The organism is Nocardioides sp. CF8 (genome assembly GCF_000389985.1).
GTDB classification, from domain to species: Bacteria; Actinomycetota; Actinomycetes; order Propionibacteriales; family Nocardioidaceae; genus Nocardioides; species Nocardioides allogilvus.
Window position 1 is genome coordinate 2,949,814 of the sequence record NZ_CM001852.1, and the last position, 25,355, is coordinate 2,975,168.

21 protein-coding genes are annotated in these 25,355 nt (G+C 70.5%); 14 read left to right on the forward strand and 7 right to left on the reverse strand.

The window, feature by feature from the left end:
* Positions 1–2: 2 nt before the first annotated feature.
* Entirely contained in the window at positions 3–788 is a 786-nt protein-coding gene (locus CF8_RS14465; protein WP_010833851.1) for a biotin--[acetyl-CoA-carboxylase] ligase, read from the reverse strand.
* Between the two features lie 41 nt (positions 789–829).
* Here CF8_RS14465 and CF8_RS14470 point away from each other — a divergent pair, with 41 nt between their 5' ends.
* The 4 genes from CF8_RS14470 to CF8_RS14485 all read left to right on the forward strand — a co-directional run bounded on the left by CF8_RS14470 (position 830) and on the right by CF8_RS14485 (position 5,109).
* Positions 830–2,452: an acyl-CoA carboxylase subunit beta gene (locus CF8_RS14470; RefSeq protein ID WP_232211517.1), complete on the forward strand. Its 1,623-nt coding sequence runs from the start codon at positions 830–832 to the stop codon at positions 2,450–2,452.
* Complete coding sequence (locus CF8_RS14475; protein WP_036491105.1) at positions 2,452–2,673, forward strand: acyl-CoA carboxylase subunit epsilon; 222 nt, start codon at positions 2,452–2,454, stop codon at positions 2,671–2,673. The genes CF8_RS14470 and CF8_RS14475 overlap by 1 nt, the downstream gene beginning before the upstream one ends.
* Positions 2,674–2,724: 51 nt before the next feature.
* Positions 2,725–4,401, forward strand: a complete 1,677-nt coding sequence (locus CF8_RS14480) for a DUF885 domain-containing protein (protein ID WP_036491106.1) — start codon at positions 2,725–2,727, stop codon at positions 4,399–4,401.
* A gap of 102 nt (positions 4,402–4,503) precedes the next feature.
* Entirely contained in the window at positions 4,504–5,109 is a 606-nt protein-coding gene (locus tag CF8_RS14485) for a Maf family protein (protein ID WP_010833854.1), read from the forward strand.
* Here the strand turns inward: CF8_RS14485 and CF8_RS14490 are convergent.
* The 3 genes from CF8_RS14490 to CF8_RS14500 form a co-directional block, all read right to left on the reverse strand.
* Positions 5,099–5,572, reverse strand: coding sequence for a GtrA family protein (locus CF8_RS14490; RefSeq protein WP_010833855.1), 474 nt, complete (start codon positions 5,570–5,572; stop codon positions 5,099–5,101). The two genes, CF8_RS14485 and CF8_RS14490, sit on opposite strands and share 11 nt — an antisense overlap.
* A gap of 24 nt (positions 5,573–5,596) precedes the next feature.
* The gene (locus CF8_RS14495; RefSeq protein WP_036491108.1) at positions 5,597–6,643 is read right to left on the reverse strand and encodes a sialidase family protein; all 1,047 of its coding nucleotides are present in this window, start codon (positions 6,641–6,643) and stop codon (positions 5,597–5,599) included.
* A gap of 185 nt (positions 6,644–6,828) precedes the next feature.
* Positions 6,829–8,025 carry an acyl-CoA dehydrogenase family protein gene (locus CF8_RS14500; protein ID WP_010833857.1) on the reverse strand — a complete coding sequence of 399 codons (1,197 nt, stop codon included), beginning with the start codon at positions 8,023–8,025 and terminating at the stop codon, positions 6,829–6,831.
* A 95-nt stretch (positions 8,026–8,120) separates the two neighbouring features.
* On the opposite strand from CF8_RS14500, the gene CF8_RS14505 reads away from it, so the two are divergent.
* The 4 genes from CF8_RS14505 to CF8_RS14520 all read left to right on the forward strand — a co-directional run bounded on the left by CF8_RS14505 (position 8,121) and on the right by CF8_RS14520 (position 13,552).
* Complete coding sequence (locus CF8_RS14505) at positions 8,121–9,137, forward strand: iron ABC transporter substrate-binding protein (protein WP_010833858.1); 1,017 nt, start codon at positions 8,121–8,123, stop codon at positions 9,135–9,137.
* Between the two features lie 47 nt (positions 9,138–9,184).
* Complete coding sequence (locus CF8_RS14510; protein WP_010833859.1) at positions 9,185–10,663, forward strand: ABC transporter permease; 1,479 nt, start codon at positions 9,185–9,187, stop codon at positions 10,661–10,663.
* Positions 10,660–11,691 carry an ABC transporter ATP-binding protein gene (locus tag CF8_RS14515; RefSeq protein WP_010833860.1) on the forward strand — a complete coding sequence of 344 codons (1,032 nt, stop codon included), beginning with the start codon at positions 10,660–10,662 and terminating at the stop codon, positions 11,689–11,691. Before CF8_RS14510 ends, CF8_RS14515 begins: the two co-directional genes overlap by 4 nt.
* Positions 11,692–11,764: 73 nt before the next feature.
* The gene (locus CF8_RS14520; protein WP_010833861.1) at positions 11,765–13,552 is read left to right on the forward strand and encodes an acetyl/propionyl/methylcrotonyl-CoA carboxylase subunit alpha; all 1,788 of its coding nucleotides are present in this window, start codon (positions 11,765–11,767) and stop codon (positions 13,550–13,552) included.
* A 21-nt stretch (positions 13,553–13,573) separates the two neighbouring features.
* Here the strand turns inward: CF8_RS14520 and CF8_RS14525 are convergent, their stop codons facing one another.
* Positions 13,574–14,491 (reverse strand): SGNH/GDSL hydrolase family protein, encoded by a 918-nt coding sequence (locus CF8_RS14525; protein WP_010833862.1) that lies wholly within the window; start codon positions 14,489–14,491, stop codon positions 13,574–13,576.
* Positions 14,492–14,585: 94 nt separating this feature from the next.
* Between CF8_RS14525 and CF8_RS14530 the strand changes: the two genes are divergently transcribed.
* Positions 14,586–17,963 (forward strand): pyruvate carboxylase, encoded by a 3,378-nt coding sequence (locus tag CF8_RS14530; protein ID WP_010833863.1) that lies wholly within the window; start codon positions 14,586–14,588, stop codon positions 17,961–17,963.
* Here CF8_RS14530 and CF8_RS14535 read toward each other — a convergent pair.
* Positions 17,960–19,189 carry a SpoIID/LytB domain-containing protein gene (locus CF8_RS14535; RefSeq protein ID WP_010833864.1) on the reverse strand — a complete coding sequence of 410 codons (1,230 nt, stop codon included), beginning with the start codon at positions 19,187–19,189 and terminating at the stop codon, positions 17,960–17,962. The two genes, CF8_RS14530 and CF8_RS14535, sit on opposite strands and share 4 nt — an antisense overlap.
* A 149-nt stretch (positions 19,190–19,338) precedes the next feature.
* Here CF8_RS14535 and CF8_RS14540 point away from each other — a divergent pair, with 149 nt between their 5' ends.
* Complete coding sequence (locus tag CF8_RS14540) at positions 19,339–20,001, forward strand: hypothetical protein (protein WP_010833865.1); 663 nt, start codon at positions 19,339–19,341, stop codon at positions 19,999–20,001.
* A 12-nt stretch (positions 20,002–20,013) separates the two neighbouring features.
* On the forward strand, positions 20,014–20,310 hold the full coding sequence (locus tag CF8_RS14545; protein ID WP_010833866.1) for an antibiotic biosynthesis monooxygenase family protein: 297 nt from the start codon (positions 20,014–20,016) through the stop codon (positions 20,308–20,310).
* A 14-nt stretch (positions 20,311–20,324) separates the two neighbouring features.
* Here CF8_RS14545 and CF8_RS14550 read toward each other — a convergent pair whose 3' ends face one another.
* On the reverse strand, positions 20,325–21,341 hold the full coding sequence (locus tag CF8_RS14550) for a MerR family transcriptional regulator (RefSeq protein WP_036493249.1): 1,017 nt from the start codon (positions 21,339–21,341) through the stop codon (positions 20,325–20,327).
* A gap of 98 nt (positions 21,342–21,439) precedes the next feature.
* Here CF8_RS14550 and CF8_RS14555 point away from each other — a divergent pair, with 98 nt between their 5' ends.
* From CF8_RS14555 to CF8_RS14565, 3 genes are all read left to right on the forward strand, one after another.
* Positions 21,440–22,687 carry an MFS transporter gene (locus tag CF8_RS14555; RefSeq protein WP_107705688.1) on the forward strand — a complete coding sequence of 416 codons (1,248 nt, stop codon included), beginning with the start codon at positions 21,440–21,442 and terminating at the stop codon, positions 22,685–22,687.
* 125 nt (positions 22,688–22,812) lie between these two features.
* Positions 22,813–24,066, forward strand: coding sequence for an HNH endonuclease signature motif containing protein (locus tag CF8_RS14560; protein WP_010833869.1), 1,254 nt, complete (start codon positions 22,813–22,815; stop codon positions 24,064–24,066).
* 100 nt (positions 24,067–24,166) lie between these two features.
* Positions 24,167–24,727, forward strand: coding sequence for a VanZ family protein (locus CF8_RS14565; RefSeq protein WP_010833870.1), 561 nt, complete (start codon positions 24,167–24,169; stop codon positions 24,725–24,727).
* Positions 24,728–25,355: the final 628 nt, after the last annotated feature.

The window sequence follows — 25,355 nt, forward strand, 5'->3', positions numbered from 1 at the left end:
TGTCACTGCTGTGGGCGGACGTGAATCACATCGCCGGCGCCGACGGTGAACGTCCCCTCGGCCGAGCTCACGACCAGGGCGCCACGCGAGTCGATGTCGAGGGCCTCGCCCCGACGGACGTCCCCTCCGGGCAGGTGGACGTCGACCGAGCGCCCAAGGGTCGAGCACACGTCGACGTACGCCGCGCGCAGCGCCTCCGGGTCGCGGAGCAGGCCCTGGAGCCCGTGCAGGGAGCCGAGCACCTGGCCGAGCAGGCCCGTGCGCTCCACGGGCTCGCCGGTCTCGAGCTCGATGGAGGTGGCCAGTGCGACCGGCAGCTCCTCGAGGGTCTGGGAGACGTTGATCCCGATCCCGATCACGGCCGCCGGGCCGAGGGGCGTGTCGATCCGCTCGACCAGGATGCCGGCGACCTTGCGCTCCTCGACGAGCACGTCGTTGGGCCACTTCAGGGCGATGTCCGGCAACCGGTCGGCGAGCGCCGCCTGCACGGCATAGCCGGTCAGCAGCGGGAGCCACGGCCAGTCCTGCGCGGGCGCGTCGGGTCGGAGCAGCACGGAGAGCGTCAGCGACGACCTGGCCGGCGTCTCCCACACCCGGTCGAGACGCCCGCGACCGGCGGTCTGGTGCTCGGTGACCACGACCACGCCCTCGTCCTCGCCGGCGCGGGCACGCTCGGCGACGACCGCGTTGGTGGAGGGCGAGGCCTCGGTGATCTCGACCCGCCAGCCCTGCGGCGTGACGAGGCGGTCGGGATCGAGGACTGGGCGCGGTGCGGGAACGGAGGTCATGGGCACTAGATTGGCGCAGCAGACAACAGGAGGCCACTGGAGTGAGTGCACAGGTGCAGCCCGGCGAGGGCACAGACGTCCCCACGGACATCGACATCCACACGACCGCGGGCAAGCTCGCCGACCTCGAGCGTCGTCTCGACGAGGCCGTGCACGCCGGGTCGGCCAAGGCGATCGAGAAGCAGCACGCGAAGGGTCGCAAGACCGCCCGCGAGCGCATCGAGATGCTCTTCGACGAGGGCTCGTTCGTCGAGCTCGACGAGCTGGCGCGCCACCGTTCGGTGGCCTTCGGCCTCGAGAAGCGCCGCCCCTACGGCGACGGCGTCGTCACCGGCTACGGCACGGTCGACGGCCGCCAGGTGTGCGTCTTCTCCCAGGACTTCACCGTCTTCGGCGGCTCGCTGGGCGAGGTCTACGGCGAGAAGATCACCAAGGTGATGGACCTCGCCATCAAGACCGGCTGCCCGATCATCGGCATCAACGAGGGCGCCGGCGCCCGTATCCAGGAGGGCGTCGTCTCGCTCGGCCTGTACGGCGAGATCTTCAAGCGCAACGTGCACGCCTCGGGCGTCATCCCGCAGATCAGCCTGATCATGGGCAACTGCGCGGGCGGCCACGTCTACTCCCCCGCGGTCACCGACTTCACGATCATGGTCGACCAGACCTCGGCGATGTTCATCACCGGTCCCGACGTCATCAAGACGGTCACCGGCGAGGACGTCACGATGGAGGAGCTCGGCGGCGCCCGCACGCACAACACCAAGTCGGGCAACTCGCACTACATGGCCTCCGACGAGGAGGACGCCATCGAGTACACCAAGGCGCTGCTGTCCTACCTCCCGCAGAACAACCTCGACGAGCCCTTCACGTTCGACGAGCCGGCCGACCTCGAGGTCAGCGACCTCGACCGGGAGCTCGACACGCTCATCCCCGACGGGGCCAACCAGCCCTACGACATGCACACGGTCATCGAGTCGGTCCTGGACGACCAGGAGTTCCTCGAGGTGCACGCGATGTTCGCGCCCAACATCATCGTCGGCTACGGCCGCGTCGAGGGCCGCCCCGTCGGCATCGTGGCCAACCAGCCGATGCAGTTCGCCGGCTGCCTCGACATCGATGCCTCGGAGAAGGCCGCGCGCTTCGTGCGCACCTGCGACGCCTTCAACATCCCGGTGCTGACCTTCGTCGACGTGCCCGGCTTCCTGCCCGGCACCGACCAGGAGTTCAACGGCATCATCCGCCGCGGCGCGAAGCTGATCTACGCCTACGCCGAGGCGACGGTCCCGCTGGTCACCGTCATCACCCGCAAGGCCTACGGCGGCGCCTACGACGTGATGGGCTCCAAGCACCTCGGTGCCGACATCAACGTCTCCTGGCCCACCGGCCAGATCGCGGTGATGGGCGCCCAGGGCGCGATCAACATCCTCTACCGCGGCGAGATCGCCGAGGCGGTCGCGGCGGGCAACGAGCCCGAGCGCCGGGCCGAGCTGGTCCAGGAGTACGACGACACGCTGGCCAACCCCTACATCGCGGCCGAGCGCGGCTACATCGACGCGGTGATCATGCCGCACGAGACCCGCTCGGAGATCGTCCGGTCGCTGCGGCTGCTGCGCTCCAAGCGGGCCACGCTGCCGGCGAAGAAGCACGGGAACATCCCGCTCTGATGAGTGCCGACCAGCCCGACGCCCCGATCCTCAAGGTCGTCAACGCCGACGCGACACCGGAGGAGATCGCCGCCCTGGTGGCGGTCTTCTCCGCGCTCGGGTCGGCGACGGAGGACGTCGCCCCGCGGCGTACCCCCGAGTGGTCCCAGCCTGCCCGGCGCGTGCGCACCCCGCACGCGCACGGCCCCGGCGGCTGGCGCGCGAGCAGCCTGCCCCGCTGAGCAACAACTCCGTGGCCGTCGCCGGCGCACGGGTGGCAGGGTGTGCGCGTGATGACGCGCACCATTGATGCCCTGTGTGACCAGTTCGTCGAGGACTACGCGGCCCTCGACCCGATCACCGCGACCTTCCTCGGTGTACCCGGACACGACGACCGGCTGACCGACCTGTCGCCGGCTGGTTACGACGCCCGGATCGCGCTCGTGCGGGCCGCTGTCGAGGCCGTCGAGGCCGCGACCCCGGTCGACGACCTCGAGGCTGCGGCGCGTGACTCGTTCCTGGAGCGCAACCGTCTCGAGCTCGAGCTCGAGGCCGCCGGGCTGAGCCGATCGCGGATGTCGGTGCTGTGGAGCGCGCTGCACGAGATCCGCGAGGTCTTCGACCTGATGCCGACCGAAGGCGCGGAGGCGGTCGCGAACATCGGCGCGCGCCTGGCGGCCGTGCCCGCCACCCTCGAGGACCTCCGCGTCACGCTCGCCGACGAGGCGCGCAAGGGCCACGTCGCCGCGGCCCGGCAGTACGCCGAGGTCGCCGAGCAGGTACGCCGCTGGACCGGCCAAGCAGGTGAGGGCGGCGACTTCTTCGCCGGCCTCGTGGAGCGACTGCAGGCACCCCAGCTGACCGAGCAGGCGAAGGCCGCGAGCCGGGCGTTCGCCGGCTTCGGGCTCTTCCTGTCCGACGAGCTGGAGCCGCAGGGGCGCGACAAGGAGGGCGTCGGGCGCGAGCACTACGCCCTGGCCAGCCGCTACTTCCTCGGCGCCGAGGTCGACCTCGACGAGACCTACGCCTGGGGCTGGACCGAGCTCCAGCGGCTCTCCGACCTGATGGCGCGGACCGCCGAGGAGATCCTGCCGGGCGCGAGCGTCGACGAGGCAGTGGCCCACCTCGAGGCCGACGCCTCCCGGGTCGTCAAGGGCCGCGAGGCGTTCCGCGAGTGGATGCAGGACCTCGCCGACCGGACCATCGCCGACCTGGCCGACACCCACTTCGACATCCCCGAGCCGATCCGCCGCATCGAGTGCAAGCTCGCCCCCACCAACGACGGCGGCATCTACTACACCGGCCCCTCCGAGGACTTCTCCCGCCCGGGACGCATGTGGTGGTCGGTGCCCGACGGCATCGAGGACTTCCACCCCTGGCGCGAGGTCACGACCGTCTTCCACGAGGGCGTCCCCGGCCACCACCTGCAGGTCGCCCAGACCGTCTACCGCAAGGAGAGCCTCAACCGCTGGCAGCGGCTGATGTGTTGGTGCAGCGGGCACGGCGAGGGCTGGGCGCTGTACGCCGAGAGGCTGATGGAGGAGCTCGGCCACCTCGCCGACCCCGCGGACCGGCTCGGCATGCTCGACGGCCAGTCGCTGCGCGCGGCCCGGGTCATCGTCGACATCGGCATGCACCTCGAGCTGGAGATCCCGGCGGACAACACCCTCGGCGCCGACGGCAGCGCGTTCCACCCCGGGGAGACCTGGACGCCGGAGCTGGGCCTGGAGTTCATGCGCCTGCACTGCCGGATGGACGACGAGGTGATCCAGTTCGAGGTGAAGCGCTACCTCGGCCTGCCGGGTCAGGCGCCGTCGTACAAGGTGGGCGAACGCATCTGGCTCGATGCGCGCGCCGAGGTCCAGCAGCGCCACGGCGACGCCTTCGACCTGAAGGCCTTCCACCGTGCCGCCCTCGACCTCGGTTCGCTCGGCCTGGACCCGCTGAGGGCGGCGCTCGCCCGCCTGTGATCGGCCGGCGGGGCGCCGTACGACCGCACTGCGGTGCTGGTGCCGCTCATGCGGTGTCCGGCCACCGCCGCAGCGACAAGAGCGCCGCATAGGGTCGGCGGCATGCAGCTCGTCCTCGCCTCCGCCTCCCCCGCCCGGCTCGCGACCCTCAGGAGCGCGGGCATCGACCCGACGGTCATCGTCAGCGGCGTCGACGAGTCCCAGCTCGACGGACTGCCGCCGGCCGAGCTGGCGCTCCAGCTGGCCGAGCTGAAGTGCGCCGCGGTCGCCGAGCGCGACGACCTGCCGGCGGGGTCCCTCGTGCTCGGGTGCGACTCGGTGCTCGAGCTCGGCGGCGAGGCGCTCGGCAAGCCGGAGTCGCCGGAGGTCGCGGTCGAGCGTTGGCGCGCGATGCGCGGCAACCAGGGCGTCCTCCAGACCGGCCACTGCCTGCGGGACACCTCGACCGGCCGGGTCGCGGCCGCGACGGCCAGCACGGTGGTGCACTTCGCCGACCTGAGCGACGCGGAGATCGAGGCCTACGTCGCCACCGGCGAGCCGCTGCACGTCGCCGGCGCGTTCACCGTCGACGGCCTGGGGGGTGCGTTCGTCACCCGCATCGATGGCGACCACCACAACGTGGTCGGCGTCAGCCTCCCGCTGCTGCGCGACCTGGTGGCCGAGCTCGGCCACCAGTGGACCGAGCTCTGGCGCCCGGTCAGCGCCTGAGGCGCTCGAGCCCGTCGGTCTCGTCGCGTACGCCGAACACGAGCTGTCGCGTCAGCACGAACCGGGCCGCGTTGCTGAGCGCGAGCCCGATGACGTTGGCCGAGATGTTGTCGGAGAAGGGGTCGTCGAGGCCCAGGACGTTGCGGCTGAACCACAGGCAGCCGATCGGGATGATCATCGTGCCGATGCTGATCGCCACGAACGCGGTCCGGCCGCCGTCGATGTGCGTGGTCGAGCGGTGCCGGAACGCCCACCACCGCGTGCCGCGGTAGCTGATCGCCGTACCGACGAGATTGGCGATGAGGTAGCCCAGGATCGGGTGCCCGTTGAGGGGTGCGACGTGCGCCATGTTGAAGCCGTGCACGAGCCCGTTGAACAGGATGAAGGACACGATGGTCGCGCCCAGGCCCACGGCCAGGTAGCGCCCGATCTCCCCCGCCAGCTGGCGTCGTCTCGGCGTCACGCCTGCAAGGCTACGGCCCGCGGCTCAGCGGGCCCGCATCTTCCGCCAGGTCGCGCCGAGGTCGTCCGAGGTCCACGCAGTGGTCTGGTCCGGCCCGATCGCGGTGATCAGCGCGCCGTCCGCGGTCACGTCGATGTCGGTCACCATGGGCTCGAACGGTGCGGCAGTCCTGAAGGGCGCGCCCGATTCGATGCGTTCGTACGTCGACCAGTCATCGCCGTCGGAGACGTAGATCCCCGGTGGTGTGCCCCTCGGCTTCTCCTTGGCCAGGCCGTTGTCGCTCCAGGACTGGATACTGGCGAGGAAGCGCCCGTCGGGCAGGACCGCCGTGGGGCCGATGTAGGCCATGGGGTCGTCGGCGGGCACGACCACGGACCAGTCCCCATCACTCTCGAGTCGGCGGATCTCGGAGAACGGGAAGAGGGTGGCGCCGTCGCCGCCATGGACCACCACGTGGGTGTCATCGGTCGACGCGACGAAGCTCGTCAGGAAGTTGCGCCCCAGGCCGTCGAAGACCCTTGACCACGTGACTCCTCCGTCGTCGGACCACGCATAGGACTGTCGCTCGATCAGCGCGCGCAGCTGGCCGGTGTCGGTCTGGATGAGCTCGTGGGTTCCGTCGGGCACCGGCACCAGGGGTGCCGTCGCTGTCGCCGGGTCCGTCGCCCAGAACCGGTTCCTCGCCGGCCGGAAGACCATGCCGGCGACCACCTCGCCGCGCGCGACCGGCGCGACGTCCTTGACCATGTCCACGGGCAGCACTGACCCGTCGTCCCGGACCACGTCGAGGCTCAAGCCACGCTGGTAGTCGAGGACGACGACCTCACCGCCGGCGGAGAGCCGGACGAACGCGTGGTGCCAGGTGGCGTCGGCCAGGGTCCTGGTCCTGAAGCCGTCGGTCGTGACGGCGATGGCCAGCCTTCGGGACAGACAGCTCGCGCCGGCGCAGAGGCGCCACAGGGCGACGCGGCGGTCGCGGTCCCCCGGCACGAACTGCACGTCGACGAGTCGTGACTCGGGGTCGTCGACGATCTCCTCGGGGCTGGGGCGGTCGACGACCTCCTCAGTCACGGTCGGACTCGAGGTCGGGGGCTGCGTCGGCTCGGGGATGGCGGGAGGTGCGCCCCTTGAGGTGCACCCGGCAAGCAGGAGCACCGGCAGGAGCGGCGCCACCAGGCGCCGTACGAACGGACCAGGCATGGGCGCCCCTCTCGTCACGAGAGAGACGCGCCGGAGCCCCAGCAGGTTGCCCCGGTCTACTCCACCGGCAGGCCGAGGCCTCGGGCGATCAGCATGCGCTGGATCTCGGAGGTGCCCTCGCCGATCTCGAGCACCTTGGCGTCGCGGTAGAACCGGACGACGGGGTATTCCTCCATGAAGCCGTAGCCGCCGAAGATCTGGGTGGCGATCCGGGTCGCGGTGACGGCCGACTCGGTGGAGTAGAGCTTCGCGATGGCGGCGGCCTGCTTGAAGTCCTTGGTCGAGACGCCGGCTCCGGCGTCCATCGCGTCCTTCATGGCGGCGGCCTTGTAGGTCAGCAGGCGCGAGGCCTCGAGCATCACCTGGAGGTCGGAGACCTGGAAGGCGACGCCCTGCTTGCGCCCGATCGGGCCGCCGAAGGTCTGGCGGTCGAGGGAGTACTCCAGGGAGAGGTCCAGGCAGGCCTGGATGCAGCCGACGGCGAGCGCCGCGATCGCGACCCGGCCGTCGTCGAGGGTGGCGAGGAACTGGGCGTAGCCGCGACCACGGTCACCGAGCAGGTTGGCCTCGGGGACGCGCACGTCCTCGAAGGACAGCGGGTGGGTGTCGGAGGCGTGCCAGCCGAGCTTGTCGTAGGCCTTCTCGGCGGTGAAGCCGGGCGTGCCGCTCGGCACGATGATGGTGGAGATCTCGGGACGGCCGCCCTCGCGCTCACCGGTCTTCGCGGTGACGGTGACCAGCGAGGTGATCGAGGAACCGGAGTTGGTGATGAACTGCTTGGCGCCGTTGACGACCCACTCGCCGTCGACGAGCTCGGCCTTCGTGCGGGTCGCGCCCGCGTCGGAGCCCGCGCCCGGCTCGGTCAGGCCGAAGCCGGCGAGCTGCTCACCGGCGACCAGGGAGGGGAGGTACTCCGCCTTCTGCGCGTCGGTGCCGTAGGTCAGGATCGGATTGATGCCGAGCCCGACGGCCGCCTCGAGCGTGATGCCCATCGACTGGTCGACCCGGCCGATCTCCTCGATCGCCAGGCACAGCGACGTGAAGCCGCCGTCCTCGCCGGCCAGCCCTGACCCGCCGTACTCCTCCGGAGCGGTGAGCCCCATGAGGCCGAGCGCGCCCATCTTCTGCACGACGTCGGTCGGGAAGTGGTGGTCTCGGTCCCACTGCGCGGCATGGGGCGCGATCTCTGCCTGCGCAAAGTCACGGACGCTGCGACGGAACTGCTCGTGCTCGGGCGACAACTCGAAGGTCATGGGCGGCAGCGTAGCGCGAGAGGTTAACGATCGCTAACCTCAACTCTCCGGGGTAAGGTTAGGCGGCCCTAATGACCGAGTCGAGGACGTCCCCTGTGAGCACCAAGCCCCTGCGCCGCCTTGCCGGCATCGCCGCCGCCGCCGCGCTGGTCGCGCCGCTGAGCGCGTGCAGCATCCTCAACCCGCCCGACCTGGTCGTCTACAACGCCCAGCACGAGGAGCTCCTCGACGAGCTCGTCCCGTTGTTCGAGGAGGAGTCGGGCCTCGACGTCGAGCTGCGCAGCGGCAAGGACCTCGAGATGGCCAACCAGATCGTCGCGGAGGGCACCGACTCCCCCGCCGACGTCTTCCTGACCGAGAACTCCCCGGCCATGAGCATCGTGGACAACGCTGACCTCTTCGCCCCGGTCCCGGCGGGCGCCCTGGAGACGATCCCGGCGGCCTACGTGCCGAGCTCGAAGAACTGGGTCGGCTTCCTGGCCCGCTCGACCGTGGTCATGTACAACACCGACAACCTCACCGAGGCCGACCTGCCGCAGAGCATCCTCGACTTCGCCGAGCCCGAATGGGAGGGCCGCGTCGGCTTCTCCCCCACGGGTGCCGACTTCCAGGCGATCGTCAGCGCCGTCCTCGAGCTCGAGGGCGAGGACGCCACCCGCGCCTGGCTTGAGGGCCTCAAGGCCAACGGCGTCATCCTGCAGAACAACCTCGTCGTCATGCAGGAGGCCAACGAGGGCGCGATCGACGCCGGCATCGCCTACCACTACTACTGGTACCGCGACCAGGAGGAGAGCGGCGCCGACTCCGACAGCTCCGCGCTGCACTTCTTCGGCGACCAGGACCCGGGCGCCTTCCTGTCCGTCTCCGGCGCCGGCATCCTCAAGAGCTCCGAGCACGCCGCGGCCGCCGAGGAGTTCGTCGAGTGGCTGACCGGCACCGAGGCCCAGCAGGCGATGGCCGAGTCCTACGCCCTCGAGTACCCCCTCAACCCCGAGGCCACCCTCAACCCCGACGTCAAGCCCTTCGACGAGCTCGAGCCGCCGAACGTCGACGTGTCCAGCCTCAACGGTCCCCGGGTCACCGAGCTGATGACCGAAGCCGGCCTGCTCTGAGCAAGAGGAACACCACACCGACACCACCCCTGCTGCTCGCGGCCGGGGTGGTCGTCGCGCTGCTGGCACTCATCCCGTTGGTGTACGTCGCCGTCTACACCGTCATCATCGGGCCGGTCGAGCTCTGGCAGCTCGTGGTGCGGCCGCGGATCCTGGAGCTGCTCCGCAACACCGTCACCCTGGCTGTCGCCTGCATGGCCGCGACGGCGCTGCTCGGCGTCGCGCTGGCCGTCCTCGTCGAGCGCACCGACCTGCCCGCACGGCGGCTGTGGCACGGACTGCTCGTCGCGCCGCTCGCCGTACCGGCCTTCGTCAACGGCTATGCGTGGATCTCGCTGGACCGCTCGATCCAGGGCTTCGGCGGCGCCTTCCTGGTCATCACGCTGTCCTACTACCCGCTCGTCTACCTCCCGGCCGTGGCCGCGCTCCGCGGTCTCGACCCGGCGCTCGAGGAGGCGTCGTGGTCGCTGGGCCACAGCCGATGGCAGACGTTCGCCCGCGTCGTGCTACCCCAGCTCCGGCCGGCCCTGCTCGGCGGCGTGCTGCTCGTCGGCCTGCACCTGCTGGCCGAGTTCGGCGCCCTCGCGCTGCTCCGCTTCCCGACGTTCACCACGGCCATCTACGACCAGTACGGCTCCACCTTCAACGGCTCCGCGGCCACCGCGATGGCCGGCGTGCTGGTCATGCTCTGCCTGTTCCTGCTGCTCGCCGAGCTGCGCCTGCGCGGCAGCCGCCACTACGCCCGCATCGGCCACGGCGCCGCCCGACTCTCCGAGCCCGCGCGCCTACGCGCCCTCCGCTGGCCGCTGGTGGCGCTGGTCGCCGGACTGGTCGCCCTCGCTGTCGGCGTGCCGGCCTATGCCCTCGTCCACTGGCTCGTCGTCGGCTCCTCCACCGAGTTCCCCCTCGGCGAGCTGCTCGCGGCGACCGGCAGCACCGTCGCGCTCGCCGGAGCGGGCGCGATCGCCACGACGCTGGCCGCACTCCCCGTCGCCTGGCTGGCGGTGCGCCACCGCAACCGCGTGAGCACCCTCGTCGAGCGCAGCACCTACATCGCCAACGCGCTGCCCGGCATCGTCGTCGGCCTCGCCCTCGTCGTGGCGAGCCTGCGACTGGTCCCGGTGATCTACCAGAGCGCCCTGCTGCTCGTCGTCGCCTACGCCATCCTCTTCCTGCCGCGCGCGGTCGTGACGGTGCGCTCCGGGCTCGAGCAGGCGCCGATCGTGCTCGACCACGTCGCGCAGAGCCTCGGCTCCGGCCCGATCACCACCGCCCGCCGGGTCACGCTGCCGCTCATCGCTCCCAGCCTCGGCGCCGGCGCCGCCCTCGTCTTCCTCGCCATCTCGACCGAGCTGACCGCCACGCTCATGCTCAGCCCCATCGGCACCCGCACGCTGGCCACCGAGTTCTGGTCGGCGTCCTCGGAGCTGCGGTACGGCGCCGCGGCGCCGTACGCCCTGCTGCTGGTGCTCATCTCGGTGCCCGCGACGTTGCTGCTGATGCGGCAGGAGAGACTGACGCCATGAGCGCCCTGACCATCACCAAGGTGCGCAAGGCGTTCACCGACACCGTCGCCCTCGACGACGTGAGCCTGCACGTGCCGCACGGCTCGCTGACGGCCGTGCTCGGACCGAGCGGCTGCGGCAAGACCACCCTGCTCCGCCTGATCGCCGGCTTCCTGGCCCCCGACGCCGGCACCATCGCCTTCGACGACCGCGTCGTCGCCGGCGCCGGCCGACCGGTGCCCCCGCAGGACCGCAAGGTCGGCTACGTCCCCCAGGAGGGAGCCCTCTTCCCCCACCTCGACGTCGCCGGCAACATCGGCTTCGGCCTGCCGCGGGCCGAGCGCGTGGGCGACCGGATCGACGAGATGCTCGACCTGGTCGAGCTCCCCCGGTCCTTCCGCTCCCGTCAGCCCCACGAGCTCTCCGGCGGCCAGCAGCAGCGCGTCGCCCTGGCCCGGGCGCTCGCGCCCGGACCCACCGTCGTGCTGCTCGACGAACCCTTCTCCTCCCTCGACGCCTCGCTGCGCGAGTCGACCGGCCGGGCCGTCGCCCGCGCCCTGCGCGCCGCGCACGCGACCGGGCTCCTCGTCACCCACGACCAGTCGGAGGCGCTCTCGCTGGCCGACCAGGTCGCCGTCCTGCGCGAGGGGCGGCTCATCCAGGCCGGCTCCCCCGCCGACGTCTACCTCACGCCGCACGACCCCGAGCTGGCCCGCTTCGTCGGCGGCGCCACCTCGCTCGAGGGCCGCGCCGGCGCCGGGAGCACGGCGACGTGCGCCCTCGGCACGGTCACGCTGACCCATCCCGCGTCGGCCGACGACGTCGTGCTCGTCATCCGGCCCGACCAGGTCGTGCTGGACACGGCCGGTGTCGATGCCCACGTCGACGAGGTGAGCTTCTACGGCCACGACGCGGCCATCCGGCTGACCGTGGGCGGCGCGGCCCTCGTGGCCAGGGTCTCCGGACCCAGCGCCCCGGCAGCCGGTGACAGCGTGCGGATCAGCGTGCGCGGCGCCGTACACGCCTATCCCGCACCCGTCCGCGACTGAGACCTCGGTCGGGAAGCCGGAGCGGGGACGATAGTCTCCGCAAGGAAGTCATCGAGGAAGCCAGGAGTATTTCGTGCCCGAGAACCAGGGGTTGCAGAAGGTCCTCATCGCCAATCGCGGCGAGATCGCAGTGCGCGTCATCCGTGCCTGCAAGGACGCCGGCATCGGCAGCGTCGCGGTCTACGCCGACCCGGACCGGGATGCCCAGTTCGTGCGCCTGGCCGACGAGGCCCACGCCCTCGGCGGTGCGACCCCGGCCGAGACCTACCTCGACATCGAGAAGATCATCAAGGTCGCGACCGACTCCGGTGCCGACTCCGTGCACCCCGGTTACGGCTTCCTCGCCGAGAACGCCGTCTTCGCCCAGGCCGTCATCGACGCCGGGCTGATCTGGATCGGCCCCTCGCCCGAGGCGATCGAGGGCCTCGGCGACAAGGCGAAGGCCAAGCAGATCGCCCTCGCTGCCGGCGCTCCGCTGGCCCCGGGCCTGAAGGACGCGGTCAAGGACGCCGACGAGATCATCGGCTTCGCGAAGGAGCACGGCCTGCCGGTCGCCATCAAGGCGGTCTTCGGCGGCGGCGGTCGCGGCCTCAAGGTCGCGCGCACCCTCGAGGAGATCCCCGAGCTCTACGAGTCGGCGGTCCGCGAGGCGATCAGCGCCTTCGGTCGCGGCGAGTGCCTGGTCGAGAAGTTCCTCGACCGGCCGCGCCACGTCGAGACCCAGTGCCTGGCCGACCAGCACGGCAACGTCGTGGTCATCTCGACCCGCGACTGCTCGCTGCAGCGTCGTCACCAGAAGCTGGTCGAGGAGGCGCCCGCGCCGTTCCTCACCGACGAGCAGAACAAGCGTCTCTACGACTCCTCCAAGGCCATCCTCAAGGAGGCCGGCTACGTCGGCGCCGGCACCTGCGAGTTCCTCGTCGCGGCCGACGGCACGATCTCCTTCCTCGAGGTCAACACCCGCCTCCAGGTCGAGCACTGCGTCTCCGAAGAGGTCACCGGCATCGACCTGGTGCGCGAGATGTTCCGCATCGCGGCCGGCGAGGAGCTCGGCTACGACGACCCCGAGGTCCGCGGCCACTCGATCGAGTACCGCATCAACGCCGAGGACGGCGGCAACAACTTCATGCCCGCCCCCGGCACCCTCACCGCCTGGCAGCCGCCGGCCGGCCCCGGTGTCCGCGTCGACTCCGGCTACATCAACGGCGAGACGATCCCGGGCAACTTCGACTCGCTCGTCGCCAAGCTGATCGTCACCGGCAAGGACCGCACGCAGGCGATCGAGCGCTCGCGCCGCGCGCTGTCCGAGTTCGAGGTCGACGGCATGCCGACCGCCATCACCTTCCACGAGGTCATCGTCAACGACCCGGCCTGGGTCGGCGCCTCCACGCCGTCCGGCGAGGGCGAGTTCACGGTCTACACGACCTGGATCGAGACCGACTTCGACAACCAGATCACGCCCTACTCCGGTGCCTCGGCCGACGCCGACGAGCCCGAGGAGCGCCAGCGCGTCACCGTCGAGGTCGGCGGTCGCCGCCTCGAGGTCGTGCTCCCGGCCGGCCTCGGTGGCCTGTCGTCGGGCGGCGGAGGCGGTTCGGCCAAGAAGCCGAAGCGCGCGGCCAAGAAGGCCGGCGCCGCGGCGTCGGGCGACTCGGTCACCTCGCCGATGCAGGGCACCATCGTCAAGGTCGCCGTCGAGGAGGGCCAGGTCCTCGCCGAGGGCGACGTCGTCGTCGTGCTCGAGGCGATGAAGATGGAGCAGCCGCTCAAGGCCCACAAGGCCGGCACCGTGACCGGCCTCGTGGCCGAGGTCGGCGCCACCGTCACCAACGGCGCGGTCATCTGCGAGCTCAAGGACTGATCGACTCGGTCCCCGGGGCGATCACCGGGGCACGTGGTTGCGCACGACCGCGTCACGAGGCGGTGCTGCCCGCTCGGCCTCGGGCGCGTCGTCGCCGGTGATCGCCGCGAACACCTCGGCCGCGACGCCGTGCATGCCGGCGAGCACGGGGTGGAACGGCGCGGCGATGCCCACCCGCATCTGCGGGCCGTTGATCCACGCAGACCTGCCCGCGCAGACGTCGTGGCCCTCCGAGGCCGGGTCGACATCGACGTACGACGCTCCCGCGGACTCCGCGCCCGCCCGCAGCGACGCGTTGAGCCGGTCGGCGATGCTGGCCGCTGCCGCCAGCTGCTCCGCCGCCAGCGGTACGGCCCGGCAGGTCTTCTCCGGCGGGAGCACCTGGGGATAGCCCACGACATAGACCGCGGCGTCGGGCGCCCGCTTCGCGATGGCGCGTACGGCGCCCGCCACCCGTTGCTCCACCCGGCCGGCGTCGCGCAGCAGCCCCCGCTCGTGCTGCGGCGAGCAGCCCTCGATGCAGGCGAGCAGGGAGCCGAAGATGCCGAAGTCGTTGCCGCCCATGCCGAGGGTGACCAGGTCGGTGTCGGCGGACACGGCGTCGAGCTGCGGAGCGACCCGCTTGCCGTCGAGCAGCCGCTGCCGGCGCGAGAGGTCGCGGGTGTCGGCCGCCGAGCAGGTGACGTCGGTGTAGGACTCGACCGAGAGCCAGCCGGCCAGGAAGGCCGGGTAGTTGTCGGTGGAGCGGACGCAGCCCGACGGGTCGGACCGGATCGTGGTGATGAGCGGGCCTGCGCTGTAGGAGTCGCCGAGCGCGACGTAGTCGATCTCGGCGGGCAGGTCGCCGAACACCCGCGACTCGCGCAGGTCGGCGCCGGCATCGCCGGAGCAGGCCGTGAGTGCGAGCAGGAGTGACGCCACGAGGGCGATGAGGCGCATCGGCAGATCATGTCACCGGACACCAACGACCGGTCTCGCCACGGTACGGACGAGTAGCAACCTCGTGTGAGCCAGGTCTCGTTAGCCTTCCGCCATGTTCTCCAAAGTGCTCGTCGCCAACCGGGGCGAGATCGCGATCCGCGCCTTCCGTGCTGCCTACGAGATCGGCGCCCGCACGGTGGCGGTCTTCCCCCACGAGGACCGGGGGTCCGAGCACCGGCTGAAGGCCGACGAGGCCTACGAGATCGGCGAGCGCGGCCACCCCGTCCGGGCCTACCTCGACCCCGACGCGATCGTCGCGATCGCCCTGAAGGCAGGCGCGGACGCGGTCTACCCGGGCTACGGGTTCCTGTCGGAGAACCCCGCACTGGCCGAGGCGTGCGCCAACGCCGGCATCACCTTCATCGGCCCGACCGCCGACGTGCTGACCCTCACCGGCAACAAGGCCCGCGCGATCGCCGCGGCCAAGGCGGCGGGGGTGCCGACCCTGCGCAGCGTCGAGCCCGGCACCGACGTGGACGTGCTGATCGCCGCCGCGGAGGAGATTCCCGCGCCGCTCTTCGTCAAGGCTGTCGCCGGCGGTGGCGGGCGCGGCATGCGCCGGGTCGACGACCGCTCGCAGCTGCGGGAGGCGATCGAGACCTGCATGCGTGAGGGCGAGGCCGCCTTCGGCGACCCGACGGTCTTCATCGAGCAGGCCGTCGTCGACCCGCGCCACATCGAGGTGCAGATCCTGGCCGACGGCGAGGGCAACGTGATGCACCTCTTCGAGCGCGACTGCTCGGTGCAGCGTCGGCACCAGAAGGTCATCGAGATCGCGCCCGCACCCAACCTCGATCCCGGGATCCGGGAGCGGATGTGCGCCGACGCCGTGCGGTTCGCGACCGAGATCGGCTACCGCAACGCCGGCACCGTCGAGTTCCTGCTCGACCCGGCGGGCAACTACGTCTTCATCGAGATGAACCCGCGCATCCAGGTCGAGCACACCGTCACCGAGGAGATCACCGACGTCGACCTCGTGCAGTCGCAGATCCGGATCGCGGCCGGCGCGACGCTGGCCGACCTCGGTCTCTCCCAGGAGACGGTCACGGTCCGTGGCGCGGCGCTGCAGTGCCGGATCACCACCGAGGACCCGGCCAACGGCTTCCGGCCCGACACCGGCAAGATCACGACCTACCGCTCCCCCGGTGGTGCCGGGGTCCGCATCGACGGCGGCACGACCTACACCGGCGCCGAGGTCAACGCCCACTTCGACTCCATGCTCGCCAAGCTGACCTGCCGGGGCCGCACGTTCGACAAGGCCGTCGAGAAGGCCCGGCGCGCGGTCGCGGAGTTCCGCATCCGGGGTGTCTCCACCAACATCGCGTTCCTCCAGGCCGTGCTCGACGACCCCGACTTCGCCGCCGGCCACGTCACGACCGCCTTCATCGAGGAGCACCCGCACCTGCTCTCGGCACGCGCCTCCGGCGACCGCAGCAGCAAGCTGCTGACCTACCTCGCCGACGTCACCGTCAACCAGCCGCACGGTCCGGCGCCGGTCACGATCGACCCGGTCACCAAGCTGCCCGACCTCGACCTGGGCGTGCCTGCTCCCGACGGCACCCGGCAGCAGCTCCTGCACCTCGGCCCCGACGAGTTCGCCCGCCGGCTGCGGGCCCAGGACACCGTGGCGGTCACCGACACCACCTTCCGCGACGCGCACCAGTCGTTGCTCGCGACCCGGGTCCGCACCCGCGACCTGCTCGCGGTCGCCGGACACGTGGCCCGCACGACGCCCGAGCTGTGGTCCCTCGAGGCGTGGGGTGGAGCGACGTACGACGTCGCGTTGCGCTTCCTCGCCGAGGACCCGTGGGAGCGGCTGGCCCAGCTGCGCCAGGCCGTGCCGAACATCTGCCTGCAGATGCTGCTGCGCGGCCGGAACACGGTCGGCTACACGCCGTACCCGACCGAGGTCACCGAGGCGTTCGTGCAGGAGGCCGCGGCGACCGGCATCGACGTGTTCCGGATCTTCGACGCCCTCAACGACGTCGAGCAGATGCGCCCGGCGATCGAGGCAGTGCGCGCCACCGGGACGACCGTCGCGGAGGTCGCGCTCTGCTACACCGGCGACCTCTCCGATCCTGACGAGAAGCTCTACACGCTCGACTACTACCTCAGGCTGGCGGAGCGGATCGTCGACGCCGGCGCGCACGTGATCGCGATCAAGGACATGGCCGGGCTGCTGCGCGCGCCCGCCGCGCGCACGCTGGTGACCGCGCTGCGCCAGGAGTTCGACCTGCCGGTGCACCTGCACACCCACGACACGACCGGCGGCCAGCTCGCCACCCTGCTGGCGGCCATCGAGTCGGGCGTGGACGCCGTCGACGCCGCCTGCGCATCGATGGCTGGCACCACGTCCCAGCCGCCGCTCTCCGCGCTGGTCGCAGCCACCGACCACGGGCCGCGTGAGACCGGGCTGACGCTGGCGCACGTCAATGCGCTCGAGCCCTACTGGGAGGCGACCCGCCGCGTCTACGCGCCCTTCGAGTCGGGGCTGCCCGCCCCGACCGGCCGCGTCTACCGCCACGAGATCCCCGGCGGTCAGCTGTCCAACCTGCGCCAGCAGGCGATCGCGCTCGGCCTCGGCGAGAAGTTCGAGCAGGTCGAGGACATGTATGCCGCGGCCAACGACATCCTCGGCAACGTCGTGAAGGTGACGCCGTCGTCCAAGGTCGTCGGCGACCTCGCGCTGCACCTCGTGGCGGTCGGCGCCGACCCACGAGCGTTCGAGGAGGACCCGGGCTCGTTCGACATCCCGGACTCCGTCATCGGCTTCCTCAACGGCGAGCTCGGCGACCCGCCCGGCGGCTGGCCCGAGCCGTTCCGCACCAAGGCGCTCGCGGGCCGCAGCTGGAAGGAGCCCGCATCCACGCTGACCGACGCGCAGTCGACGGGGCTGGCCACCGACCGTCGAGCGACCCTCAACGCACTGCTCTTCCCCGGCCCGACCAAGGACTTCCTCGAATCGCGGGAGACGTACGGCGATGTGTCGGTGCTGCGGACGCTCGACTACCTCTACGGCCTGCGTCGTGGCGAGGAGCACGCGGTCTCGCTCGGCGAGGGCAAGACCCTGCTGATCGGGCTGGAGGCGATCGGCGAGCCCGACGAACGCGGCATCCGCACCGTGATGTGCACGATGAACGGCCAGCTCCGGCCGGTCGGCATCCGCGACCACGCCGTCGCCTCGGCCGTGGCGGCTGCGGAGAAGGCCGAGACCGGCAACGCCGGCCACGTCGCGGCGCCGTTCGACGGTGTCGTCACCGTCGGCGTGGCCGAGGGCGACGCCATCGAGGCCGGCCAGACCGTCGCGACGATCGAGGCCATGAAGATGGAGGCCTCGATCACGGCTCCGCGTGCGGGCACGGTCGCGCGCATCGCCGTACCGGGAACCCAGGCCGTCGAAGGCGGCGACCTGGTGCTGGTGCTGGACTAGCGGCTGCGCTGCTCGCGCTGGGTCAGCGGCGAGACGGCGAAGGTGAACCACGACGACCGCAGCCCCAGCAGGGTGCGCAGGGTGTCACCGCTGATGTCGGCGCGCCCGGCGTTGCCGACGAGCGACATCGACTGCACGCGCCCGCCCCACTCGCCGTTGCCGTCGCGGGTCGCGACCTCGATGGAGGTCAGGTCACCGATGGCCGGGTAGTGCTTCTCCAGGGTCGCGTCGTCCACCTCGACGCTCCAGGTGTGGACCTTGTTGCCGGCCCAGCCGTCGTAGGGGTCCTCCTTCGCCACGAGGTAGGGCGTCGACCCGGCCGAGGTCCAGCCGCCGCTGCTCGCGGAGAACTGGGTGAAGGCCGGCCGCCCGTCGTAGGTCAGCCCCCGGCGCGCGGTGGCCTTGATCGCGGCCGTGGCGTTCGGGTGCTCGACGTCGTAGCCGCCGTAGACCTGGCACTGGGTGGTGTCGCAGAGGTCGTAGTGCGCGGCGTTGGGGTGCGAGCGCTCGGCCGCGGCATAGGTCCTGGCAGCCACCGACTGCGCGCTCACCGCGTCCTTGCTCCACAGCGCGGGGATCTCCAGCGGCACGACGCCCTTGAGGTAGGCCTCGAGGCTGAGGATGTTGACCGTGTCACGCGTCCCCGGGCCCGACGAGGGCATCGCCGAGCGCAGGCGACCGCGGTACGTCGACGTGGTGCCGCCCGCCACGAGGTCGACCCGCTTCGAGGCGGCCGAGAGCTCCGCCTCGCCGGGGAACGACTTCCACGTCTTCCACCCACCCGACTTCTTGGACTGCACCAGGGTCTTGGCACCCGAGGGCTGCAGCCGCCACCGCTTGGCACCGTTGGCCGGCAGCGCCCACGTGGTGCGTGGCCGGAGCCGCGTCACCTTGAGCCCGGGCTGGGCCAGCACCTGCACGTCGCTCGAGGTGTCGTCCGAGATCAGCACCTTGATCGAGCCCCGAAGATCCCCCCATGAGGTTCCCGGGTAGTAGAACTCGACGATCTGCTGCCAGCCGAGGCCCTGCTGGGCGGCCCCCTCGGCGCCGTACTGCGAAAGCCCGTGGCCGTGGCCGTAGCCGTGGCCGTGGATGGTGATCGTGGCCGCGCCGCTGACCGCGAACACCTCCACCTTGCGCCGCGCCTCGGCGGGGGCGACGACGGTCGTGGCAGCGACCACGGTGGCGAGGGCGACGGTGGTGAGGACTCGGGAAAGGCGGCGCATGAGGCGTCGGGCTCCGTGACTGTGGGGTGCGTGTGGGACGGGTGTGACTGGCGTGACGATTGATCAGAACACGTCATTTCCGGGGGGACAACAGCGCGGCGATAACTACAAGCCTGTAGTTGTGGCGCCTCGGGGCTAGGGTCGCCGCCATGGTGTGGAACCCGTTCGGCAAGGCCCGTGACCGCGAGCTCGAGGCGCTCGATCGGTGGCGTACGGCGCGCAAGCTGGCCGGCGCCGACCTCACCGATCTCGAGGAGCAGCTCGCGGGCGAACCGGCGGGCCATGCGGCGTCCCACCACCACTCGTTGGCCCTCGAGATCCACGAACGGGCGCGCGAGGCGCTGCGGTCCTCGACCACGGCCGAGGACGTGTTCACCGTCGAGCCGCTGCTCGTCGACGCGCGCTACCACCTCGCGGCCGCTCGCGCGTTGTCCGCAGGCGAGCCCGTGCCCGAGCGCCGGGAGCCCTGCTTCTTCGACCCGTGCCACGGCCCGAGCACGACCGACGAGCTGTGGTCGCCGCCCGTCGGTGACTCTCGACGCGTGTCGGTCTGCTCCCTCGATGCCGAGCGTCTCTCGACCGGAACGGAACCGCTGACCCGGATGATCCGGGTCGGCGACCGCTACGTCCCCGTGCACGAGGTCGGTGGATATCGAGGCGTCCTGGAACACCACCACTCCCTCTTCCAGGACGAGGCCGCGTCGCACAACGGCAAGAAGGGAATCGGCTCGCGTCACGTGCGCCGACCGGGCCGTTCGCTCGGGCAGAGTCACAGTCTCGGTATCAACGACAGCGCTCGCTTCGGCGACTGACAAGATCACGCCGTGATCCTCGAACACGCCCTGCTGCCCGTCATCCCCGGCCGCGAGGCGGAGTTCGAGCAGGCCTTCGACCGGGCGAAGCAGATCATCGCCTCGATGCCCGGCTTCGCCGGCCTGACGCTGTCGCGCTGCCTCGAGCGGCCCTCGGGCTACCTGCTGCTGGTGCAGTGGGAGACGCTGGAGGACCACACGGAGGGCTTCCGCGGGTCCCCGGAGTACCAGGAGTGGCGGGCCTTGCTGCACCACTTCTACGACCCGTTCCCGGTCGTCGAGCACTACGAGACGGTGCACACCGCGTAGCTCCTCGGTCCGCCTCAGGACAGGTCGACCACGACGATCGCGTGGTTGTCAGGTTCACCCGCATCGGCGACGGCGGCCGCGACCGCGTCGGCGACGCCCTGCGGCGCGGTCGCTGCGGCGAGCAGCGGAGCGAGGTCGTCGACGAAGGAGTGGACGCCGTCAGTGGTCAGCACCAACCGGTCACCAGGGCGCAGGTCCACCACGATGGCGTCGGCCACGACCCCCGGCGCCAGCGCCCGGTTGAGCAGGTTCCGGTGTTCGTGCGAGCGAGCCTCGTCGACGCTCAGCTGACCGGCCTCGAGCAGCGCCGCGACGACCGTGTGGTCGTGGGTGATCTGTCGCAGCTCGTGGTCTCGCACCAACCAGACCCGCGCGTCACCGATGTGGGTGATGCGCGCGGTTGCGCCGTCGAGCGCCACTGCGGTGAGGGTGGTGCCGGAGTCGGGCTGGCCGGGCAGGGCTGTGCTGACCTCCGGTGCGATCTCGGCGATGGCCGCGTCGAGACCGCCTGCAGCAAAGGCGGCGAGCGCCGCGGCAGCCAGGTCGTCGCGGCCGCCGAAGCCGTCGGCCACGGCCACCAGCTCCGGTGTGGCGATCAGGGCGTCCTGCTGCCGGTCGCGCCGGCCCCGTCGGAGACTGGCGCCAAGCTCGGCGTGGAGGGTGTCGGTCGATGTGGTCATGGTGTGCGCCTCGTTCCTCAACTGATGGACGAGGGTGGTGACGAGGTCACGGCGAGTCACCGTGTCGGCCTCGACCTGACTCCAGTACGTCTCGATCTCCTGCGCCGCCTCGGCACTCGAGAGATCTAGGACCTGCTTGATCCGCGCCAGCGGCATTCCCAGCAGTCGCAGCGTCGCCACGAGTCGGGCGGGCTCCAGCTGCCACGCGCCGTAGCGGCGGTAGCCCGAGTGCTGGTCTACCTCCGCAGGAGGCAGCAGTCCCAGGTCGTCGTACAGCCTCAACGCCTTCGACGTCAGCCCCGCAGCGCGGGCGAAGTCGCCGATGGTCATGAAGGTCTGCGGGTCGGTCATCGTCTCCATCCTCCCCGGTGTCGGTCACCGGTGCGACGACACTGGTGCTTGCCGCTGGGGCAAGGTCAACCCGGAACTGCTTCTGCGAGGCTGTGAGCGTGAGCTCCCTGCCGCGTGCCGAGCCGTCCGGAGCGTTCAGGCGCTTCTTCTGGGCAGAGGCGGTCTCCGGCCTTGGAAGCGCGATCACCTCGTTGGCACTGCAGACACTCGTGCTGGTGACCCTGCACGGCGGTGCGGCACAGGTGGGTTGGCTCAACTCCGCGCGCCTGCTGCCGTACTTGCTTCTCGGCGTGGTCGTGGGGGCGCTCGTCGACCGCGTCCGTCGGCGGCCGGTCATGGTGATCACCGACGTCGTTCGCGCCGGCCTCCTGGGACTGATCCCGCTTGCGTGGGGATTCGACTTCATCTCCTTCCCACTGGTGCTGGTGGTCGTGGCCCTGTTCGGCACGGCCTCGTTGGTCAACGATGCGGCGTCCATGTCATTCGTCCCCAGGCTCGTACCGCGAGATCGCCTCCAGCGCGCACACGCGCGCCTGGACGGCGCCAGCGCGGTTGCCCAGACCGCGGGTCCCGCCGTGGCGGGTGTGCTGATCCGGATCCTGGGAGCGCCACTGTCGGTGCTCGTCGATGCCTTCACCTACCTGTTCTCGGCACTGATGGTCGCGTCGATGAAGGATGTCTCGGAGCCCCCCAGCGCCAAGCCCGCTGGGGTCGGGGCGCGTGGGCTGGTCGCGGAGATGATGGACGGCGCCCGATGGGCCTACGGAGCATCCGGCCTGCGTCGCCTCGCCCTCTCGACCCACGTGTGGTTCGCCGGCCAGGCGGTCCTGCTGGTCCTGGTCGTCCCCTACGGGTATCGCCAGCTGGGCCTATCGGCGCTGCAGATGGGTCTGGTGTTCGCTGTCGCAGGCGTTGGTGCGCTCATCGGCGCGACCCTCAGCACGCGACTCGGTCTTCGCCTGGGCACGGGCGGCGCGATCATCTGCTCGCGCGTGGTATCCGCACTGGGAGTGCTGATCATGTTGGCAGCGACCTCGGTCCCCGCAGGCTGGACTGCCGCAGCCGTCCTGGCAGCAGGACAGCTGTGCCACGGCTGGGCCATGGGCACCAGCAACTCCCACGAGATGACCTTCCGCCAGGCGCTCACCCCTGACGACTTGCAGGCACGCACGAACACCACGCTGCGCTCGTTCAACCGCGGCGTCATGGTGCTCATCTCACCCGTGGCCGGGCTGTTGGGCGATGCCGTCGGGTACGGCGAGACGCTGTGCGCTGCGGCGGCGATCTTCGCCATCTCTGCCCTCATGCTGGTCGTGTCACCGTTTCGCAATGTGCGTATCGACTAGAACCAGCATTCCCGCCCCGGGCCACTTCTGGTCGATCTGCCTGTGGAAAACCAATCATCACAATTGGTCTGTGGATAACTCGAACACCTGTTCCTATCCATAGTTTTCGGGCGTAGAATCACGCCATGGAAACCATTCACGACAAGCCTCCGCAGCACCCGCTGCTGGACGTTGTCGCGAGCATTTCCGAGGCCTTCGACAAGGCCACCACGTTCAACCCGATCTTCGTTCCCACCCGCGACAGAGCGGCTGCGATGCGCGACCTGTCCACTGTCATCACCCGCGCCCAGGGCCTGCTGCTGTCCGTGATGGCCGTCTCGGGTGACGTCGCCGACGAACAGGGCGCCAAGCGCGTCGGCGATTGGTACGCGACCGCCACTCGCCACGACCACCGACCCAGCATCGGCCTCGACCACCTCGCCCGGTCCCTCGACACCGACCACGTGCACCTCCAGGCCGCGGTGCTCGACGGTCGGGTCAACCTCGACCAGGCCAGGGTCATCGTGCACGCCCTCGACGAGCTGCCCATCGAGTTCGTGACCGATGACATCCGCGAACGCGCCGAGGTCCACCTGATCGCTCTCGCCGAGGACTTCGCTCCCACCCAACTGCGGCGCCTCGCCCACAAGGTGCTCGAGGTCATCGCCCCCGAGATCAGCGAAGAGGCCGAACGCAAGGCCCTGGAGAGAGAGGAACAGCTCGCCGCCGAACACACGCGCCTGACCCTGGCACCGCTGGGTGACGGCACCACCCGGATCGGCGGCCGGATCTCCGATGCCGCCGCCGGCCGGTTGCGGACCTACCTCGAAGCGTTCGCCTCGCCTCGACGCACCGCGTCCGAGCACGACGGGGAACGCGTCTCGACGCCACGCCTCCTGGGCTTGGCGTTGACCGACCTCCTCGAGTCACTGCCGGCGCAGGTGCTGCCCGCACACGGCGGCACCGCCACCACCGTGACGGTCCGCCTCGACCTGGACCAGCTCACGGCGGCGTTGGAGAGGTCCGGCATCGCGACCCTGGACACCGGCGACACCATCACCGCGTCACAGGCCCGGCGCCTCGCCTGCCAGGCCAAGATCCTGCCCGCCGTCCTCGGCGGCAAGTCCGAAGTCCTCGACCTCGGCCGCAGTCGCCGCCTCCACTCCGCGGCGCAACGCAAGGCACTCCGCATCCAGCAGAGCCAGTGCCAAGCAGACGGGTGCAGCGTCCCCGCAGCCTGGTGCGAGACCCACCACCCCCACGCTTGGTCAACCGGCGGGAAGACCGACCTCGACAACGCCGCCCTGCTCTGCTGCCATCACCACCACCGCGCCCACGACACCCGCTACCTCACGCAGCAACTGCCCAATGGCGACTATCGCTTCTCCAGGCGCACGTAGACCGACGGGAGAGTGCGCGGTTCACGTTGTGCGCTCAACTGCCGAGTTTAAGTGCGCGCGTTGCAGGTCGAACCCGGTCGACTGCTCCTAGGGTTCCAGCATGTTCCAGGATGACGTTTGGCGATATCTTCCGATCGGCCCGGTTCCGAGCATGGCGCTCGCCCTTATCGGCTCTGCAGTCCTCGTCTACACGGCGGTTTCGACTTCGCCCAGGGCGCGGAGCCTGGCCGTCGTCACGCTGGTCGGGACCGTTCTGGTCGTGCTCATGTTCACGAACCGAGGTGCGCTCGGGAACACGGATGGCGCGTTTTCGTGGCGCGTTGGCGAGTCGATCAAGAGCGAGTGGAACAGCATCAACCGCTCCCTCGGGATGGTGAACGTCTTCGGGAACGTCGTCATGTTCATTCCCTTCGGCTGGCTCGTGGCCGTCCTTGCTCGACGACGATTCGAAGTCCTCGTCGGTACGTGCACCGGCCTCGCGTTCTCGGTCGCCATCGAGGTTTGGCAGATGCTCTCCGGGTCATTCGGCGACGTTGACGACCTGCCGCTGAATGCAGCCGGTGCGGCGGCGGGAGCGATCGTTGCCACCATGCTCATGCAGTTCTGGCGTGAGCCCCGGCTGTCCTCCGCGTCGGCTACAGCGGAAGCACGGACCGCTTGAGCGGACGCGACAACACCCGCACGCTTCTGCCGCTGATGGTGCGCGGAACTGCCGATGAGCGCCGGTAGATGTCAGGCGGTCGCGCCCTTGCTCTACCGAATGTCCAGCGTAGGTGGATGCGTCCCGTCAATTTTGTGCTCTGATTGGCCTCCGTGGCATTGGAGGCCCCTGTGGAGTTGCTCGTCGGAGTGCTTGTGCCTGGGGCTCTTGTGGCGATCTTCCTTCATCTCAGGCGGAGTCGAGCCGACGTCATGGGATACCACGGCATTGATACTCCCCGCATCAGCGAGGCCACTCACGGTGGCGGCGGCGGTGGAGGCGGAGGCGGCTGACCAGCTGTTCGCGCGGCTAGGTGTACTCGGCACCGCCTAGGTGTAGGTCGACTCCCTGTGGAGTGCATCCGGATCTAGCTCCCCTCTGTGTCAAGAAGCTCGTCTGAGTGGAGTCGTAGCCTTGCCAGACACCGGTCCTGAGATCAATGAAACAAGTAGCCGCCGAGCGGTTGGACCCCGATGCCACTACCGGACCCCCGGTGGCGCCCGTACCGTCAAAGCACGATGAGCACCCCGACAGAGGTTCAACCTCCCTACCGTCCACCAGTTGAGTCCCCGATAGTGGTGTAGTGCGG

Excerpts from the sequence above, each read along its gene's own strand:
- CF8_RS14540 (WP_010833865.1), top strand. The coding sequence starts at position 19,339 with ATGGTGTGGAACCCGTTCGGCAAGGCCCGTGACCGCGAGCTCGAGGCG.
- CF8_RS14525 (WP_010833862.1), bottom strand. The coding sequence starts at position 14,491 with ATGCGCCTCATCGCCCTCGTGGCGTCACTCCTGCTCGCACTCACGGCC.
- CF8_RS14485 (WP_010833854.1), top strand. The coding sequence starts at position 4,504 with ATGCAGCTCGTCCTCGCCTCCGCCTCCCCCGCCCGGCTCGCGACCCTC.
- CF8_RS14465 (WP_010833851.1), bottom strand. The coding sequence starts at position 788 with ATGACCTCCGTTCCCGCACCGCGCCCAGTCCTCGATCCCGACCGCCTC.
- CF8_RS14560 (WP_010833869.1), top strand. The coding sequence starts at position 22,813 with ATGGAAACCATTCACGACAAGCCTCCGCAGCACCCGCTGCTGGACGTT.
- CF8_RS14500 (WP_010833857.1), bottom strand. The coding sequence starts at position 8,025 with ATGACCTTCGAGTTGTCGCCCGAGCACGAGCAGTTCCGTCGCAGCGTC.
- CF8_RS14535 (WP_010833864.1), bottom strand. The coding sequence starts at position 19,189 with ATGCGCCGCCTTTCCCGAGTCCTCACCACCGTCGCCCTCGCCACCGTG.
- CF8_RS14475 (WP_036491105.1), top strand. The coding sequence starts at position 2,452 with ATGAGTGCCGACCAGCCCGACGCCCCGATCCTCAAGGTCGTCAACGCC.
- CF8_RS14550 (WP_036493249.1), bottom strand. The coding sequence starts at position 21,341 with ATGACCGACCCGCAGACCTTCATGACCATCGGCGACTTCGCCCGCGCT.
- CF8_RS14480 (WP_036491106.1), top strand. The coding sequence starts at position 2,725 with ATGACGCGCACCATTGATGCCCTGTGTGACCAGTTCGTCGAGGACTAC.
- CF8_RS14530 (WP_010833863.1), top strand. The coding sequence starts at position 14,586 with ATGTTCTCCAAAGTGCTCGTCGCCAACCGGGGCGAGATCGCGATCCGC.
- CF8_RS14565 (WP_010833870.1), top strand. The coding sequence starts at position 24,167 with ATGTTCCAGGATGACGTTTGGCGATATCTTCCGATCGGCCCGGTTCCG.
- CF8_RS14515 (WP_010833860.1), top strand. The coding sequence starts at position 10,660 with ATGAGCGCCCTGACCATCACCAAGGTGCGCAAGGCGTTCACCGACACC.